At 42.5% G+C, this 15063-nt stretch carries 15 protein-coding genes; 5 read left to right on the top strand and 10 right to left on the bottom strand.

Annotated features, from left to right (window positions below):
- Positions 1-70 precede the first annotated feature (70 nt).
- The 5 genes from IEY42_RS15960 to rplU form a co-directional block, all read right to left on the bottom strand.
- Complete coding sequence (locus IEY42_RS15960) at positions 71-541, bottom strand: threonine/serine exporter family protein (RefSeq protein WP_188926165.1); 471 nt, start codon at positions 539-541, stop codon at positions 71-73.
- A complete protein-coding gene (locus IEY42_RS15955; protein ID WP_188926164.1) occupies positions 542-1300 on the bottom strand; it encodes a threonine/serine exporter family protein in 759 nt (252 codons plus the stop codon). It abuts the gene before it with no gap.
- A 20-nt stretch (positions 1301-1320) separates the two neighbouring features.
- Entirely contained in the window at positions 1321-2487 is a 1167-nt protein-coding gene (cgtA, locus tag IEY42_RS15950; RefSeq protein WP_188926163.1) for an Obg family GTPase CgtA, read from the bottom strand.
- 202 nt (positions 2488-2689) lie between these two features.
- Positions 2690-2944 (bottom strand): 50S ribosomal protein L27, encoded by a 255-nt coding sequence (gene rpmA, locus IEY42_RS15945; protein ID WP_160054094.1) that lies wholly within the window; start codon positions 2942-2944, stop codon positions 2690-2692.
- 16 nt (positions 2945-2960) lie between these two features.
- Positions 2961-3272 carry a 50S ribosomal protein L21 gene (gene rplU, locus IEY42_RS15940; RefSeq protein ID WP_188919577.1) on the bottom strand — a complete coding sequence of 104 codons (312 nt, stop codon included), beginning with the start codon at positions 3270-3272 and terminating at the stop codon, positions 2961-2963.
- Positions 3273-3710: 438 nt separating this feature from the next.
- Between rplU and ispB the strand changes: the two genes are divergently transcribed.
- Positions 3711-4682 carry an octaprenyl diphosphate synthase gene (ispB, locus tag IEY42_RS15935; RefSeq protein WP_188926162.1) on the top strand — a complete coding sequence of 324 codons (972 nt, stop codon included), beginning with the start codon at positions 3711-3713 and terminating at the stop codon, positions 4680-4682.
- A 42-nt stretch (positions 4683-4724) separates the two neighbouring features.
- On the opposite strand, the gene ung is transcribed toward ispB, so the two are convergent.
- The gene (gene ung, locus IEY42_RS15930) at positions 4725-5387 is read right to left on the bottom strand and encodes a uracil-DNA glycosylase (protein WP_188926161.1); all 663 of its coding nucleotides are present in this window, start codon (positions 5385-5387) and stop codon (positions 4725-4727) included.
- Positions 5388-5598: 211 nt separating this feature from the next.
- Here ung and IEY42_RS15925 point away from each other — a divergent pair, with 211 nt between their 5' ends.
- Positions 5599-5916, top strand: coding sequence for a DUF3144 domain-containing protein (locus IEY42_RS15925; RefSeq protein ID WP_188926160.1), 318 nt, complete (start codon positions 5599-5601; stop codon positions 5914-5916).
- Positions 5917-5979: 63 nt separating this feature from the next.
- Here the strand turns inward: IEY42_RS15925 and IEY42_RS15920 are convergent, their stop codons facing one another.
- Positions 5980-6597 carry a LysE family translocator gene (locus IEY42_RS15920; RefSeq protein ID WP_188926159.1) on the bottom strand — a complete coding sequence of 206 codons (618 nt, stop codon included), beginning with the start codon at positions 6595-6597 and terminating at the stop codon, positions 5980-5982.
- Between the two features lie 92 nt (positions 6598-6689).
- On the opposite strand from IEY42_RS15920, the gene IEY42_RS15915 reads away from it, so the two are divergent.
- The gene (locus IEY42_RS15915) at positions 6690-7241 is read left to right on the top strand and encodes a thioredoxin family protein (RefSeq protein ID WP_188926158.1); all 552 of its coding nucleotides are present in this window, start codon (positions 6690-6692) and stop codon (positions 7239-7241) included.
- A 66-nt stretch (positions 7242-7307) separates the two neighbouring features.
- Here the strand turns inward: IEY42_RS15915 and IEY42_RS15910 are convergent, their stop codons facing one another.
- The gene (locus IEY42_RS15910) at positions 7308-9896 is read right to left on the bottom strand and encodes a TonB-dependent receptor plug domain-containing protein (RefSeq protein WP_188926157.1); all 2589 of its coding nucleotides are present in this window, start codon (positions 9894-9896) and stop codon (positions 7308-7310) included.
- A 460-nt stretch (positions 9897-10356) separates the two neighbouring features.
- Here IEY42_RS15910 and IEY42_RS15905 point away from each other — a divergent pair, with 460 nt between their 5' ends.
- Complete coding sequence (locus IEY42_RS15905; RefSeq protein WP_188926156.1) at positions 10357-11955, top strand: AMP-binding protein; 1599 nt, start codon at positions 10357-10359, stop codon at positions 11953-11955.
- Between the two features lie 89 nt (positions 11956-12044).
- Here IEY42_RS15905 and IEY42_RS15900 read toward each other — a convergent pair whose 3' ends face one another.
- The gene (locus IEY42_RS15900; RefSeq protein WP_229780105.1) at positions 12045-13841 is read right to left on the bottom strand and encodes an ABC transporter transmembrane domain-containing protein; all 1797 of its coding nucleotides are present in this window, start codon (positions 13839-13841) and stop codon (positions 12045-12047) included.
- A 120-nt stretch (positions 13842-13961) separates the two neighbouring features.
- Here IEY42_RS15900 and IEY42_RS22680 point away from each other — a divergent pair, with 120 nt between their 5' ends.
- Positions 13962-14453 (top strand): prepilin-type N-terminal cleavage/methylation domain-containing protein, encoded by a 492-nt coding sequence (locus IEY42_RS22680; protein WP_188926154.1) that lies wholly within the window; start codon positions 13962-13964, stop codon positions 14451-14453.
- Positions 14454-14461: 8 nt separating this feature from the next.
- Here IEY42_RS22680 and IEY42_RS15890 read toward each other — a convergent pair whose 3' ends face one another.
- Positions 14462-14872 (bottom strand): hypothetical protein, encoded by a 411-nt coding sequence (locus IEY42_RS15890; RefSeq protein ID WP_188926179.1) that lies wholly within the window; start codon positions 14870-14872, stop codon positions 14462-14464.
- Between the last annotated feature and the right edge of the window lie 191 nt (positions 14873-15063).

Here is a 15063-nt window from a genome sequence, read left to right as displayed (position 1 = left end):
TTAAATCCTTATTATCTCGAGGAGTAGACGAACAGACTGGCTTACGGAACATTCAGCTCAGTAGATCAACCTAAATAATTGGTCTGGTACGGTAATACAGCAGGCTTGGTAATGCTAACCCCACAGCCAGAGCACCAAGTATAAACACCGTTTTAAGGCCGTTTACAATCACCTGTGCAGTAAGCTCTGGGCTCACCTGGCTTTGAGCCGTTAATTGAATCAGCGCAATCACGGTATTAAATGCGTAAGTTCCAGGCACCATAGGAATAATAGCCGCAACGGCATACATCAATGGTGGCGCTAAATGACGCTTAGCAAAACGAATAGTGATAAGTCCAACGATGGCAGCAGCAACAAACGTAGCCCACTCAATTGGCATAGAAAATTGCAGTAGTATGGTTCTCGAGCTATGACCAATGGCACCAGCAATTGCGCAATAAACTAAATAACGTTTAGGTACGTTAAATACCATGGCAAAACCCACTGCGGGAATCGCCGAGAAAAACGCATCATGGAGCAGTAAATTTAAAAAAGATAACATTTAAAAAATACCACCCATTTGCATCGCAATGGTAATGCCAATCACCGATGCTAGAGTCAGAAGGGTTGCATGCCCCCAACGTGATATGCCCACATTCATATGGCCTTTAACCATATCAGAAATGGCATTAATCAACGGGAAGCCAGGCACTAGCATGAGCACACTCGCCGCCATCGCGGCTTGCGGCGTTTGAGTGATAGGCCACAAATACCCCACTTGAGCTACGGCGGTGATAACAAACGCGGTAAGCGAAAAATTAACTAATAAATTAAAGTGACGTGATGCTAAAAATAAACGCACCATCATACCAATTGCAGAGGCAAAAAAAGTAATGATACAGGCAATTAAGTCACCATCAAATAAGTGACAAAAGCTGGCACAAGACAAGCCAATCATGGGTATAACAGCAATTGCTGGGTAAGATTTAGGTTTGATATGGGCTAGGCGTCGTCTGACTTCATTGGCACCATAAATGCCCTTTTCGGTCAGTAAACAAATACGCTGTAACTCACATATGACCATCATATTAATGCCATGAGCACGAATGCGTCTCGTCGTCGTAATACAACGCCCATGAACAAGACTCGTGAGTACCAGAGCATTGGAAGAGATTGATAATTCAATACTGGCAAGCCCGAGAGCCTTACCAAGACGCTGACTGATCTCTTCAACGAGATCAGACTCAGCACCATAGGCCAACAGTAATTGCGCACAGCGAACTACAAGACGGGTTATATCATTTTGGCTATCTGCGTACACGATATCCTCAAATGAGCAAATTAACGTTGGTAGATGACTTCTACATCGTAATCATCATCGTCGAAATCATCATCAAAGTCATCATCATAATCTTCATTAACTGAATCATCTGCACCTTGGTGATAATTATCCCACTTAAACTCAACATCTTTGTCTTCTGGCAATAACTCTTCAACCACCGGAATACTACTGATGTAATCAAGCATCTTAATACTTAACTCTTCAGTTCCTGTGCGGTTGTATGCTGACATAGTGTAAACATCACCTTGCCAATCTAACTCTTTCACAATGTGGTCGATTTTCTCTTGAAGTTCTTCTTCAAGTAATAAATCGGTCTTGTTAAACACTAACCAACGTGGCTTAGAGGCCAACTTAGGTGAATATTTTTCAAGCTCGCCCACAATTGCGCGTGCAGAGTGCACAGGATCGCTGCCATCAATAGGCTCGATATCAATAATGTGCAACAACATACGACAACGCTCAAGATGCTTTAAGAAGCGAATACCTAAACCAGCACCTTCAGCGGCACCTTCAATCAGCCCAGGGATATCAGCAATAACAAAACTTTGACCGGGACGAGGATTAACAACCCCCAAGTTAGGCACTAGCGTAGTAAACGGATAGTCAGCCACTTTTGGTGTCGCACGTGAAACCGCACGAATAAAGGTCGATTTACCCGCATTTGGCATACCGAGTAAACCAACGTCTGCTAGCAACAACAGCTCAAGCTTAAGCGCGCGAACTTCACCTGGCGTGCCAAGTGTCTTTTGACGCGGGGCACGGTTAGTGCTGCTTTTAAAGCGTGTATTGCCTAAGCCGTGGAAACCGCCTTTAGCCACAAGCAGTTTTTGTCCATGCGTAGTTAAATCGCCTAATGATTCTTCAGTTTCTTGATCGATAGCACGAGTACCTACGGGTACTTGAAGAACCAAATCAGCACCGCCATGACCTGTACAGTCACGTCCACGGCCATTTGATCCTCGTTCAGCCATATGGAAACGAGTAAAACGGTAATCGATTAGGGTGTTTAAGTTTTCGTTAGCTTGCAGATAAACACTGCCGCCATCGCCACCATCACCACCATCTGGACCACCATCTGGAACATATTTTTCGCGTCTAAAACTCACGCAACCGCTTCCGCCGTCACCTGCTTCTACGCGAATATTCGCTTCATCAACAAACTTCATACTGACTCCTGACGCCACTTATTCTGTAATTATAACCCCAAATCACTGGGATTTGCAGAAAAGCGCTGAAGATAGCATTCATCACGATATCGCCTACTGCATATAAACTAAAATCATCAAACTTCCCACGGAAATTTAATGATATAAAAAACACAAAAGCCCCACCATAGGCAGGGCTTTCGAGATCTAGCTTTGTAAAGAATTAAGCTTCGATGCTAATAAACTTACGGTTATTAGGACCTTTAACTTCAAACTTCACTTTACCGTCTGTTAATGCAAATAGTGTGTGGTCACGACCAACACCTACATTAATACCAGCGTGGAATTTAGTACCACGTTGACGAACGATAATGTTACCAGCTAGAACTGATTCACCGCCAAAGCGCTTAACACCAAGACGTTTACTTTCTGAATCGCGGCCGTTACGAGTAGAACCGCCAGCTTTTTTATGTGCCATGAGTTAGACTCCTAAATTATGCGTTAATCGCAGTGATTTTAACTTCAGTGAACCACTGACGGTGGCCCATCTTCTTGTCGTGGTGCTTACGACGACGGAACTTAACGATAGTTACCTTTTCGCCGCGACCGTGGCTTACTACTTCAGCTACGACTTTACCGCCAGCAACTAAAGGAGCACCAACATGTACTGTTTCACCATCAGCAATCAATAAAACTTGATCGAATTCTACGGTTTCACCAGTAGCAACTTCTAATTTTTCTAAACGAACTGTATGACCTTCAGCAACACGGTGTTGCTTTCCGCCACTTTGAAAAACAGCGTACATAGCTATTTTACTCCAAATGACTAACACGCTAACTCATATTATTGACGAGACTAGGTGCTAAAAAACTTTTAATGACAATGGGCGCGGATTCTACGCGAAGATTTAGCATCAGGCAAGCCCTAATTCGCATTCAAATAAAAAAGACGACATAACCGCACACTATTCATTAATAGCTAATGTGCCTTACCTAAAAATTAGCTAATATATGTTGCGTAAGAAGCTTGCGTAAAAACAAACGTCTTAATGCATGTTTTAACCTCATTTTGCAGCATTGCTAACTTAAATAAAGTAACCAAATTCGCAATATGCGTGATGTAACACAAGCTTAGTAGAATAGATACTTTGAAAAATAGTGGCCATATCCTGTAAGATGTGCGCTCAAATTCGATATGACTTATTAAGGGTGCAAACTCTGTTCCCCAACAACCAGAGACTATTATGGATTTAAACGCCATTCGTCAACTGGCTGACACTGATATGCAAGCAGTCAATCAGCTGATATATAAACAACTTGAATCTGATGTAGCCTTAATTAACCAACTCGGTTTTTACATCATCAATGGCGGCGGTAAGCGTTTACGTCCGTTATTATCAGTATTGGCGGCGAAGGTCGTCGATTATCAAGGCGATCAACACCTTAAACTTGCGGCTATTATCGAATTTATTCACACAGCATCTTTGTTACATGACGATGTTGTTGATGAATCTACCTTACGCCGTGGCCGCGAAACCGCCAATGCATTATTTGGTAATAGTGCCAGTGTGTTGGTAGGAGACTTCCTGTATACCCGCTCATTTCAAATGATGACCGAGCTCGACAGCATGAAAGTGCTCAAAGTGCTTGCGCATACCACCAATATTCTTGCTGAAGGTGAAGTTCTGCAGTTAATGAACTGTAATGACCCTAATACCAGCGAAGAAAACTATATGCGGGTGATTTACTGTAAAACAGCCAAGTTATTCGAAGCCGCCACTCAACTTGCAGGTGTGCTCGCCAATGTGACTCCAGAGCAAGAACAAGCCCTTGGCGATTATGGCAAGTTTTTGGGCACCGCATTTCAGCTCACAGACGACTTACTCGATTACACCGCCAACGCCGATGAATTAGGCAAAAATATTGGTGATGATTTGGCTGAAGGAAAACCGACACTACCGTTAATCTATGCTATGGAACATGGTTCAGATGCCGCTAAAAAGCTCATCCGAGAAGCCATTGAACAAAGCGATGGCACTAAAGCTATCGATGAGATTTTAACAGCATTAGATGAATCTGGCGCGTTAACTTACACCGAAAAAAAAGCACAATCAGAAGCACAAAAAGCCATTGATGCACTAGCCGTGTTTGCTGACAGTGATTATAAGCAAGCGTTGATTTCTTTAGCTCACTTATCAGTAAACCGTAATAATTAATCGCCATGGCGCATTTAACTGGAGTTAAATGCGCCTAAGTGACTACACTTGCCAATCGATGACCTTTTCATTTCTGCTAAGTAACATTTTGTTAATTTTAGAAAAATGCTGACACCCAAAAAAACCGCGATATGCCGATAATGGCGACGGGTGGGGCCCTGTTAATACCTCATGCTGCGGTGCCGTAATTAATCGACCTTTTTTAATTGCATGATTTCCCCAAAATACAAAAATAATTGGCCTAGTTTGGGCATTTAATAGCTTTAATACTTCATCGGTAAAGGTTTCCCACCCCATTTTTGCATGAGAATGCGCCGCCCCTTGCTCTACCGTTAATACCGTGTTTAACAGCAATACACCCTGCTTTGCCCATTTTGTTAACTCGCCATGTTCTGGCAACGTAAAACCGTCAATATCATTGCAAAGCTCTTTATACATATTGGCTAATGACGGCGGAGGCTTTATCCCCTTTTTAACCGAAAAAGACAGTCCATGCGCTTGATTAGGGCCATGATAAGGATCTTGTCCTAGTATCACCACTCTCACCTCGTTTAACGGGGTTAAATCAAATGCAGTAAACACTTCGTCACTGGGGGGGTAGATCACTTTACCTTCAGAACGTTGTGAAGCAATAAACTGTTGCAGCTGTTGATAATAAGGTTGATTAGCTTGTTGTTCTAGCAAGGCCTGCCAACTGTTTAGCATCGCATTCTCTCTAACACATAATATAAACGGATAAATATGATGCCATGACAGGTCGGCAAACACGAGTATGCAAATAAAGCATTGCTGTTTATTTGAGATGACATGTGCAAGTGTTCTGTCGATTAAGATCTCATTCGTTAATTTTTTTACCTGATATTTTAAATAGAAATCGTTACACTCGATAGAAACTAACTCACCAAAAGTGGATATGATGTCTGAAGAAAAAACTGAACTCACCATGTATCAAATAGCTGACCAATTTATTGCTCTTGCCAATCAATTAAGCCAACAAGAAAATGATATTGGCAAAGTCGGTACCGCGATGAGATTTGCATCAGCACGCTTTAATGCGTTTGAAGCCGCGATTAAGTCAACTGACTTAGCAGCAGAAAAAGACAATGCTTTAGAATGGTTTTCTAACGAATTTAAAGCCATGCTCAATGAAAACCTTGATGACCATATTGCCCACCCTCCTGTACCAGCACAAAAGCCTGCAGATGACGGCGTACAGGTATTTAACGGAGAGTAACACTCGCTGTTTATAGCAAAGCTAAAAACCATCTTATGATGGTTTTTTTGTTTCTAACACGCGTTAAAGCAAAGAATAAATTACTCTCATCGCCAGTAAAATCAGCACCACGCCAGACAAACGGTCAATTAATTGCGACTTTTCACGCAGCCTAGGTAACACTGATGCATGTGATAATACAAATGCGATGATGGTGTACCAAAGGCCGTCAACCACTAACGGAGTAAAAACAATTAACCCCTGACCCACAGTGGTTTGTGCCGCAAGTACAAACTGGCTAAATAATGCTAAAAAAAACAATAAAATTTTAGGGTTGAATAATGAAATCGCAATGCCATCACGTGCAGCCTCCCACAAACGGCTCGGCTTACCCGCGGCTAATTTTTGCTGCATTCCCCCTTTAGAACGCAATGACTGAATCCCTATCCAGGCCAAATACAGCGCGCCCACTACAGCAATGGCATTAAAAATCATTGGCGAGGCTTTAAGTACTGCTGCTAATCCAAGCAATGTCACTAACGCATATACACCGATACCAATCGAGTGCGCCCAGGCACACACCACGCCATGTAAACGACCACCACTCAAAGTATGCCTTACTACCATTGCTAAGCTCGGCCCTGGCGACATCGCTCCCAAACAACAAATGGCTAATAATCCTAACCAAGCACTAAACGTCATAACACCTCTATTTTATTTTTAACAACCAATTAAGCGTGTGCTGCTAATGTAACGCCACTTTTGTATTTGATAAAGCAATAACAGAGAAAACCATGACAACAATGATGATGATATTGTTAGGGATTATTTTTGCAGCAGTCGCGGGACTCACCTTGGCTAAAATCAAAGGGAAATCAATCCCAACCTTAGTCATTGTAATGTTAATTATAATGGGTATTTGTTTTGCTGGCGTGCTTGCATTTATCAATAAAGGCGAAGATTATCTGGCTTATCAAGCGCTACGTTGGCAACCACTGCAACCAGACACAATTGCCCAATATGTGTCGCAAGGGAAAATCGTATTCGTGGATATTACCGCCGACTGGTGCGTGCCATGCCAAACGAATAAAGCGAATGTGTTACACCGAGAACAAGTGGTCAATCAATTAGATCAAGCTAACATTATCCTTATGCAAGGTGACTGGACCCAACCCGATACAGTAATCGAGCAATACATGGGGCAACAATCCGTAGCCGGAACCCCCTTTAATAAAGTATATAGCTCCGTTTACCCAGACGGTATTGAACTCCCTAAAGTATTGATGATTGACGACATACACTATGCTTTGTCGCTAGCCCAGCCCCCACAATTGAACACAAAATAAAAAAGACTGCCAAGGCAGTCTTTTTTATTAAAAGTAACCGCAAGCACGGTTAACATATCTTAAAGTTTAGAAGCGATAGTTTACACGGCCGTAGTAGTAGCCACCGTTGTAATCAAAAGGACCACTTTCGTAGTACACCGCACCTAACACACCTAGAGTACCATCTTTAAGCTTTTGCGCTTCTTGATCGAAGATGTTGTTAGCACCTACAGATAGCGTAAGGTTATCCATAACCGCATAACTCACTTCAAGGTCAATTGTCACAGCAGCATCAGCGGTTTCAGAACCCCAATCAGATGTATCATCCGCATGAGTTGCATAGTATTCACCAAAGTAATTACCACGCACAGACATACTTAAGTCATCCCAGCTTTGTGCCCAGGTTAAGGTTGCACGATGTGCAGGGATACCATCTTCTAAACGACGCACTTTCCCTAAATCCGTTGTCGCTTCGTCAAACTTATCAACTTTAGTGTCTGTCCAGCCGTACGCTAAGCTGAACTTAGCATCACCAGAAAACAGATCCATGCTGTAAGAACCCACAATATCAATACCTTGAGTAGTGGTATCAAAGTCGTTGGTGTAATAAGTTACCGCAGAAATTAACTCAGGGAACTCAACACCAGCAGCTCTTAGTGCATCATAGTCACTTTCTTCTACAGCTATTTGGCTAGACTGAGCAATACGACCTGTGACTTCAATGTTGTAGTAATCAACGGTTAAGAAAAGGTTTTCATATTCATACACAAAACCTGCAGCATAACTCACCGACTCTTCAGGCTCTAACGTTTTACCGCCATAAAATGCTGACAGTGGATTCGTGGGTGGGGCAATAAAGGTTTGAATCAAATCACCTTCAATAATGGATGTTTGGGTATTCACCACGTTTTCTTGGCCGACTGTCGGTGCACGGAAACCGGTACTGTGCGAAGCACGGAATGATAATTCATCAGTTGCAATGTACTGTGCCGTTAACTTGTAATTTAACGTGTCACCAAAGGTTGAAAAGTCTTCGTAGCGTAATGCTAAGCCAACCAATAAATCATCAGTTAAGTGCGCTTCTACATCGGCATAAACGCCAATATTACTACGGTCATTTTTGCCAGCAGATTCAGGACCAAAACCTTTAAACCCGTGTGAACCAATATTGAATTCTTGGCTAGCATAAGGGCCTGCAATCCAAGACGCTTCTTCACCTTGGCCAATCTCGAATGACTCTTCACGCCATTCAAAACCAGTCGCAAAGCTAATGTCTTCTAAACTACCGATAGTAATGTAACGACTAAAATCGACGTTAACCGTCGTTTCAACTTGTTCGTACGAACCGGTGTCAAAGTCAGTTGGTGTATCTAACCCCATAGATGGGTTAAGTGAGTTTTTTAAACCAAAACTGGCTTTGTTGCTACCAGTACCGGCACTGGCATCATACATCCAGTGGCCTAACTCACCTTTAATACCCGCAAAGAAAGACATGTCTTCAATTTTACCGGTAAATTGAGGTGTATACCCACCTGGACGAATTTGGTTCATTGAGAAACAATTTGGATCGGCTACCATGGCTTGGTATTCAGGAGTATCAAGCACGTTACCGACGTTAGCAGGTACATTACCCACCCAAGAGCACGACGCCACACCGTTTTCAGCTAACCCAACATCACCGACTAATAATGTTTCGCCACCATCAACCGAATAAACATTGCCACGATTGTGTGGATTACGATAATAAAAACCACCTGTTGCTTTACGCGAAGATACGTTACCAAAAGCGTATAAATGCGTATTATCATTAATATCAAAACCTGAGTTTACGAATACGGTAAAATCATCTTTAATTTCTGGGTTACCCCAAGTTTGCGCAGGGTCTTGAATAAACTCGTTACCCTCCGTTAAATCGTCACCATTGGCAATTGCAGCAGCATCTGGACGCTGCACACTGCGACTGGTTGCATCGGCAGTTTTATATTGCGCGCTGATGTTAATAAAACCATCATCTGTTAGCGGTAAACCAATATTACCGTCAATCGTTGTTGCTGCGCCGTCACCTTCGTAATACTCGCCTTGACTCACGGTAATCGAACCGCCTTCTGAGGCATCTTTTAATACAAAGTTCATTACCCCTGCAATCGCATCCGAGCCATACTGCGCAGCCGCACCGTCTCGTAAGACTTCAACTTGCTTTAATGCCACGCCAGGAATAACTGAAATGTCAGGGCCTTGAGCGCCATCGTTAATGCCGCCCCCCTGGAACGCAATAACCGATGCTCGGTGACGACGTTTACCGTTAACCAAAATCAGCGTACTGTCTGATGGCAAACCACGTAGGTTAACAGGACGAACAAGCGTCGCCGCATCACTAATTGGTTGAGCGCGAGAGTTAAAAGAAGGTACAGAAGTCACCAACATGTCGATCATGTCGGTGGAGCCGTTCTTTTTAAGGTCGTCGCTACTGATGATGTCTACTGGTACAGGCGAGTCACCAATCGAGCGTGGTGCTGCGCGAGAACCTACAACTGCGATTTTTTCAACATTTTCCTTGACCGCAGTTTCTTCATCAGCAGCGAAAGCTTGGCTGCTAACAACGGTACCGGCAAGCGCGAATGATATGGCTAAGCTCAATGAGCTAAAACCAAATTTAGTCTTTTTTGATTGCATCATTATTATCTTCCCAACGACTTATTGTTTTAGTGTGTCGAGTGGTTTTTAGGTGATTCAGTCCTAAATCCAACCCTTTATTGTGTGAAATTACCCCATCAATTTACATTTTTATAACAATAAAAACACAATTGCTAACACTTTCTAAAACAAAATCAGCGATATCTAAATAACAATTTGGTAATTAACCATATAAACCTATGATTTATTTGTGATATAGATCACAGGTGATTTTTTTTGAAATATACCAATTTAGTCGTAAAAATGGCTTAAAAAAACCATTGTAAAGGCAGGTTTACACATAAAATGAATGGTAATGATTTTAAACAACGGTAAACAGAAGATATTTTCAATTTCAATACAATCTTTGCCAATTAACCTAGAGGAGTGTAGGTTAGTAATGCAATCTAAACGGACGTTTGATTTTATTACAATAACAACTCAAAATTTACTGGGGGTATGCATGCCTTATGATGCTGATTCAACACTCGATTTACATCAATATACTTCTATCGTCGACCTGATCGAAAAGTCGTGTCAAAAATATGCGCAAAACACCGCTTACGCATGCTTGGGGAAAGACACCACATTTAGCGAAATAGAACGCGATTCACGTCATTTTGCAGCCTACTTGCAACATTGCACTACTTTACAACCTGGGGATAGAGTAGCACTTCAACTGCCTAATATTACGCAGTTTGTTATCGCAGCTTATGGCATAATTCGCGCAGGTATGGTGTTAGTTAATACTAACCCTATGTACACCGAACGAGAATTGACCCATCAATTTAACGACTCAGGCGCAAAAGCCTTAATCGTACTATCAGACCTGCTGCCAACACTCACCAATGTCGTCAATAACACCCCTGTTGAACTGGTTATTTCGACACATGCAATGGATCTTATCCAGCCGCAACCTCAGCCCGACACACCGTTTGCAAAAGTGACATTTTTAGATGTATTAACCGAGGGGGCAAAACATCCTTACCAGGCTGTTAAGCCAACCCATGATGATTTAATTGCCTTACAATACACAGGCGGCACAACGGGTTTATCAAAAGGTGCCATGCTCAATCATGGCAACCTTTTAGCTAACTCAGGCCAAGTAAAATCACGTATTGCAAGCACTATGAATCCGGGGCATGACGTATTTGTAGCTCCTTTACCTATTTACCATATCTATGCATTTATGGTGAATTTAGTCCTGTATTTTGAATCGGGTAGTTGCTCGGTGTTGATCCCTAACCCACGCGATATCGCAGGATTAATCAATACAATGAAAACCTACCCTTTTACCGGGTTTGCAGGTTTAAACACCTTATTTGTGGGTTTATGTCATCAACCAGAATTTAAAGCACTAGATTTCAGTAAGATGACCATTACTATTTCAGGCGGAACTGCATTGACTAGCGCCGCGGCAAATTTATGGCAACAAACCACAGGTTGCATGATTTCTGAAGGCTATGGCTTATCTGAAACCTCGCCCGTTGTAAGCTTAAATGCTCCAGGACACCAACGCCTCGGCACTATTGGAAAGCCCGTATTAGCGACTGAAGTGAGAGTGCTGGATATGGAAGACAATGAAGTGGCGACAGGGCAAGCTGGGGAGTTAGCCGTTCGTGGACCTCAAGTAATGCAAGGTTATTGGAATAAACCCGAAGAAACCGCCAAAGTCATGACCCGAGATGGTTTCTTTAAAACCGGCGATATTGGTATTGCCAGTGAAGATGGTTATCACACCATTGTTGATCGTAAAAAAGACATGATTATTGTGTCTGGTTTTAACGTTTATCCGAATGAAGTTGAAGATGTCTTATCAACCAATGAGCTGGTACTTGAATGCGCCGTGGTCGGCGTTGAAAATGAACGCACAGGCGAAGCCGTTAAAGCTGTGATTGTTTTAAAGCAGCAACCGGATAATATCGAAGCAACGAAAAAAATTATTGATGACTATTGTCGCAGCCAATTAACCGCGTACAAAGTACCGCGAATAATTGAGTTTACCGACCAATTACCGAAAAGTACGGTAGGTAAAATTTTACGCAGGGAACTGCGCAAATAACCTGAACTAGGGATAATAATCACACTACCACTAATAAAAAAGATGCTTCGGCATCTTTTTTTATCAGCTTTAGACCCTTTGTTTTTCACCTATGCTGGCTCTGAATCCATCAATAACTGCAGATTGGCAAACTCGCGATATAATGTATTGCTGTGCATTAATTCACTATGGGTACCGCTAGCAACTAATTGGCCCTTATCCATAACAAAAATACGATCCACGTTAATCACTGTCGCCAAACGATGAGCAATAATGACAGTAGTGCGTGAGGCCATCAATGTATCCAAAGCTTGTTTCACTTTCACTTCACTCACCGCATCTAAGGCACTGGTTGCCTCATCAAGTAATAGTAAAGGTCTGTTAGCTAATATAGCTCTGGCAATGGCAATACGTTGTTTTTGGCCGCCAGACAAACGTACACCACGCTCGCCCAAATAGGTTAAATAGCCCTCGTTAAACTCAGTAATAAACTCATCTGCTTTCGCTGCAATACAGGCTTGAATCACTTCATCGTCAGTGGCATCTAAACGCCCATAACGCACGTTTTCGAATACATTCATTGCAAATATCACCGACTCTTGAGGCACGAGTGCATACTGCTGTCGCAACGCCGCTAGCGACAGTGTTGAAATATCAATACCATCTAATAATATCTGCCCAGATTTAGGTTGATAAAAACGCATCATTAACTCAAACAAGGTACTTTTACCCGCGCCGCTAGGTCCAACGAGCGCAACTCGCTCCCCAGGTTGAATCCGCATTGATAACTGTTTTATCACCTCTTGATTAATATCAGATGGATACGCAAACACGACTTGATTAAAATCTAACTGACCCATTACGGGTGTCGGTAATTGTTGCGGTAATGCTTGCTGGGGAATATCAATCGGCGTATTCACTAACTCAAGTAAACGCTCCGCAGCGCCAGATGCACGCTGGATCTCACTAAAGACCTCACTGATGGTTGCCACTGCGCCAGCCACCATCACCGCATAAAACATAAATGCAGATAACTCTCCACCAGTAATATTGCCGCTCATTACATCTTGAGCGCCCACCCAAGTGACAAAAGCGATGGCAGCAATACTTAAAAACATCACTGTCGAAATAAGCAAGGCTCTATACTTAATCCGCCCCTTAGCAACATGCATAACGGCTTCGACACGATCAGTAAATAGTTGACGGTCTTTCGCCTCATGCGTGTAGGCCTGAACAGTGTGGATTTCATGTAAGGTTTCATCGATGTAGGCGCCTAAATCACCCACCCTATCTTGGCTTTTACGCGATAACACCCTAACTTTACTACCAAAAAAGCTCACAGGCCCCAGCACTAAAGGCACCGCTAACAACACCAACAAAGTCAGTTTTACACTGGTAAAGCCCATCATCACTATGCCACCAGCCACCGTGACAACCGATCTCAATGCCATCGACAAACTCGAACCCACCACGCTCTGGATCAGGGTACTGTCGGCAGTAAATCTCGAAATGACCTCACCCGTTCGTTGAGTGGCAAAAAAGCCTGGCGATAACGACAATAAGTGCTGATAAACTTGCAAGCGAATATCTGCACTGACACGCTCGCCAAGCCAAGTCATCAAATAAAAACGACAAAACACCGCAGTACCACTGATTGCAGTAATTCCGATAATAAGCCATATAATTTCATTTAATCGACTGGCGTTGTCTGCAATAAACCCTTCATCGACCATCAGTTTTACGCCTTGCCCTAACGACAACCACGCCAATGAGCCAATAAACAAAAACACAATTGCGGCAACCACCTTAATTTTATAAGGTGATAAAAACTGTAAAATCCAGGGTAAAACGCGGTAAGGTGTAGTAGCGCTTTTAGAAGAAGCTGTTGCAGTCGTTGAATTCGTCACAGTATTAACCAACAAACAAATCTAAGATAAACCGATAATAACAACAAAACGACATCAAGTAGATCAATGATCGCTGATTTAACACTTTAATGAACCAATAAATAATAATAAAAATATCCCATGAAAAAATCACATATTTTAAACTCTAAACAATCACGGGGCTTCACCTTAATTGAACTCGTCGTGGTGATCATTATTTTGGCAATACTTGCCATTGTGGCAAACAGCCGCTTTATCAATTTACGTAAAGATGCAATTGTCTCAACAATGGTTGGCATGGAAAGCGCGATGCAATCGGCTGCCACATTAACGTATTCAAAAGCTGCGATTGCCGGCGTTGAAAGACTCGAAACCACAACACTTGATATTGATGGCGTTGATGTCGTACTTGCTTATGGTTACCCAGACGGCACGGCAGCAGGGATAGACCTATTAATGAATATTCCAGACAAAGACTGGAAAAAGCGCCCCAGCGTATATGATGGTGCCTGGATTTATTGGCATGGCGTAATAGATGAAGATGCAGGCGTTGCGCAATGTTATTTACGCTATAGGCAAGCCACATCGACCACAGCACGGCCAGTTATTGATGTTCAAACAAGCGGCTGCTAGATACTTGTTTAAGCATCAGGATAACGGTTATCGATAGCTTTTAGTGAGCGTAAAAACAAACCTAAGCCACCAATGCTTAACACTAAAATTACGATTAAATCGAAAGCGCTCATGTAAGAAAAGCGAAAGTTAATCGAACTTATCACCCCAAAAATAAGCGCAACCAGTGACCCAAAGGTCAGCAGCCAACCAAACGGATTTTTAGCATTGTAAAACATCATCCCAACCCCAAATATAAACGGGATCATCACCATACCACTGGTTAGGCCGAACCCACCAAAGCGATACAAATGGCTGCCGAGCCCAAATGAACTGGTGATTTTAATAGCGTTAAGTAGCATATAAAACCCACCACACATCATCACCAACCCAATAAAAAACTGCCCTATACCACCTGATGTTCCACCAGCACCTTTCATCATTATCCCTTGAAACTGTTTATGATATTGCCAATTTACTCAACCGCTTAATGAATAGCAATCTTTGCTCGCGTCGCTATGTCTCGCACCGTTTACTGATATCTGAGATAATACGCTTATCTATTGGGTTACAACGTCCGCAATAGACTCATTTAGGTACACATTCATAAAATTTCTATTTAGGTAACACA

This window comes from Shewanella algicola (genome assembly GCF_014648035.1).
In the GTDB taxonomy this organism is placed as follows: Bacteria; Pseudomonadota; Gammaproteobacteria; order Enterobacterales; family Shewanellaceae; genus Shewanella; species Shewanella algicola.
This window is presented reverse-complemented; position numbering and strand designations above follow the sequence as displayed.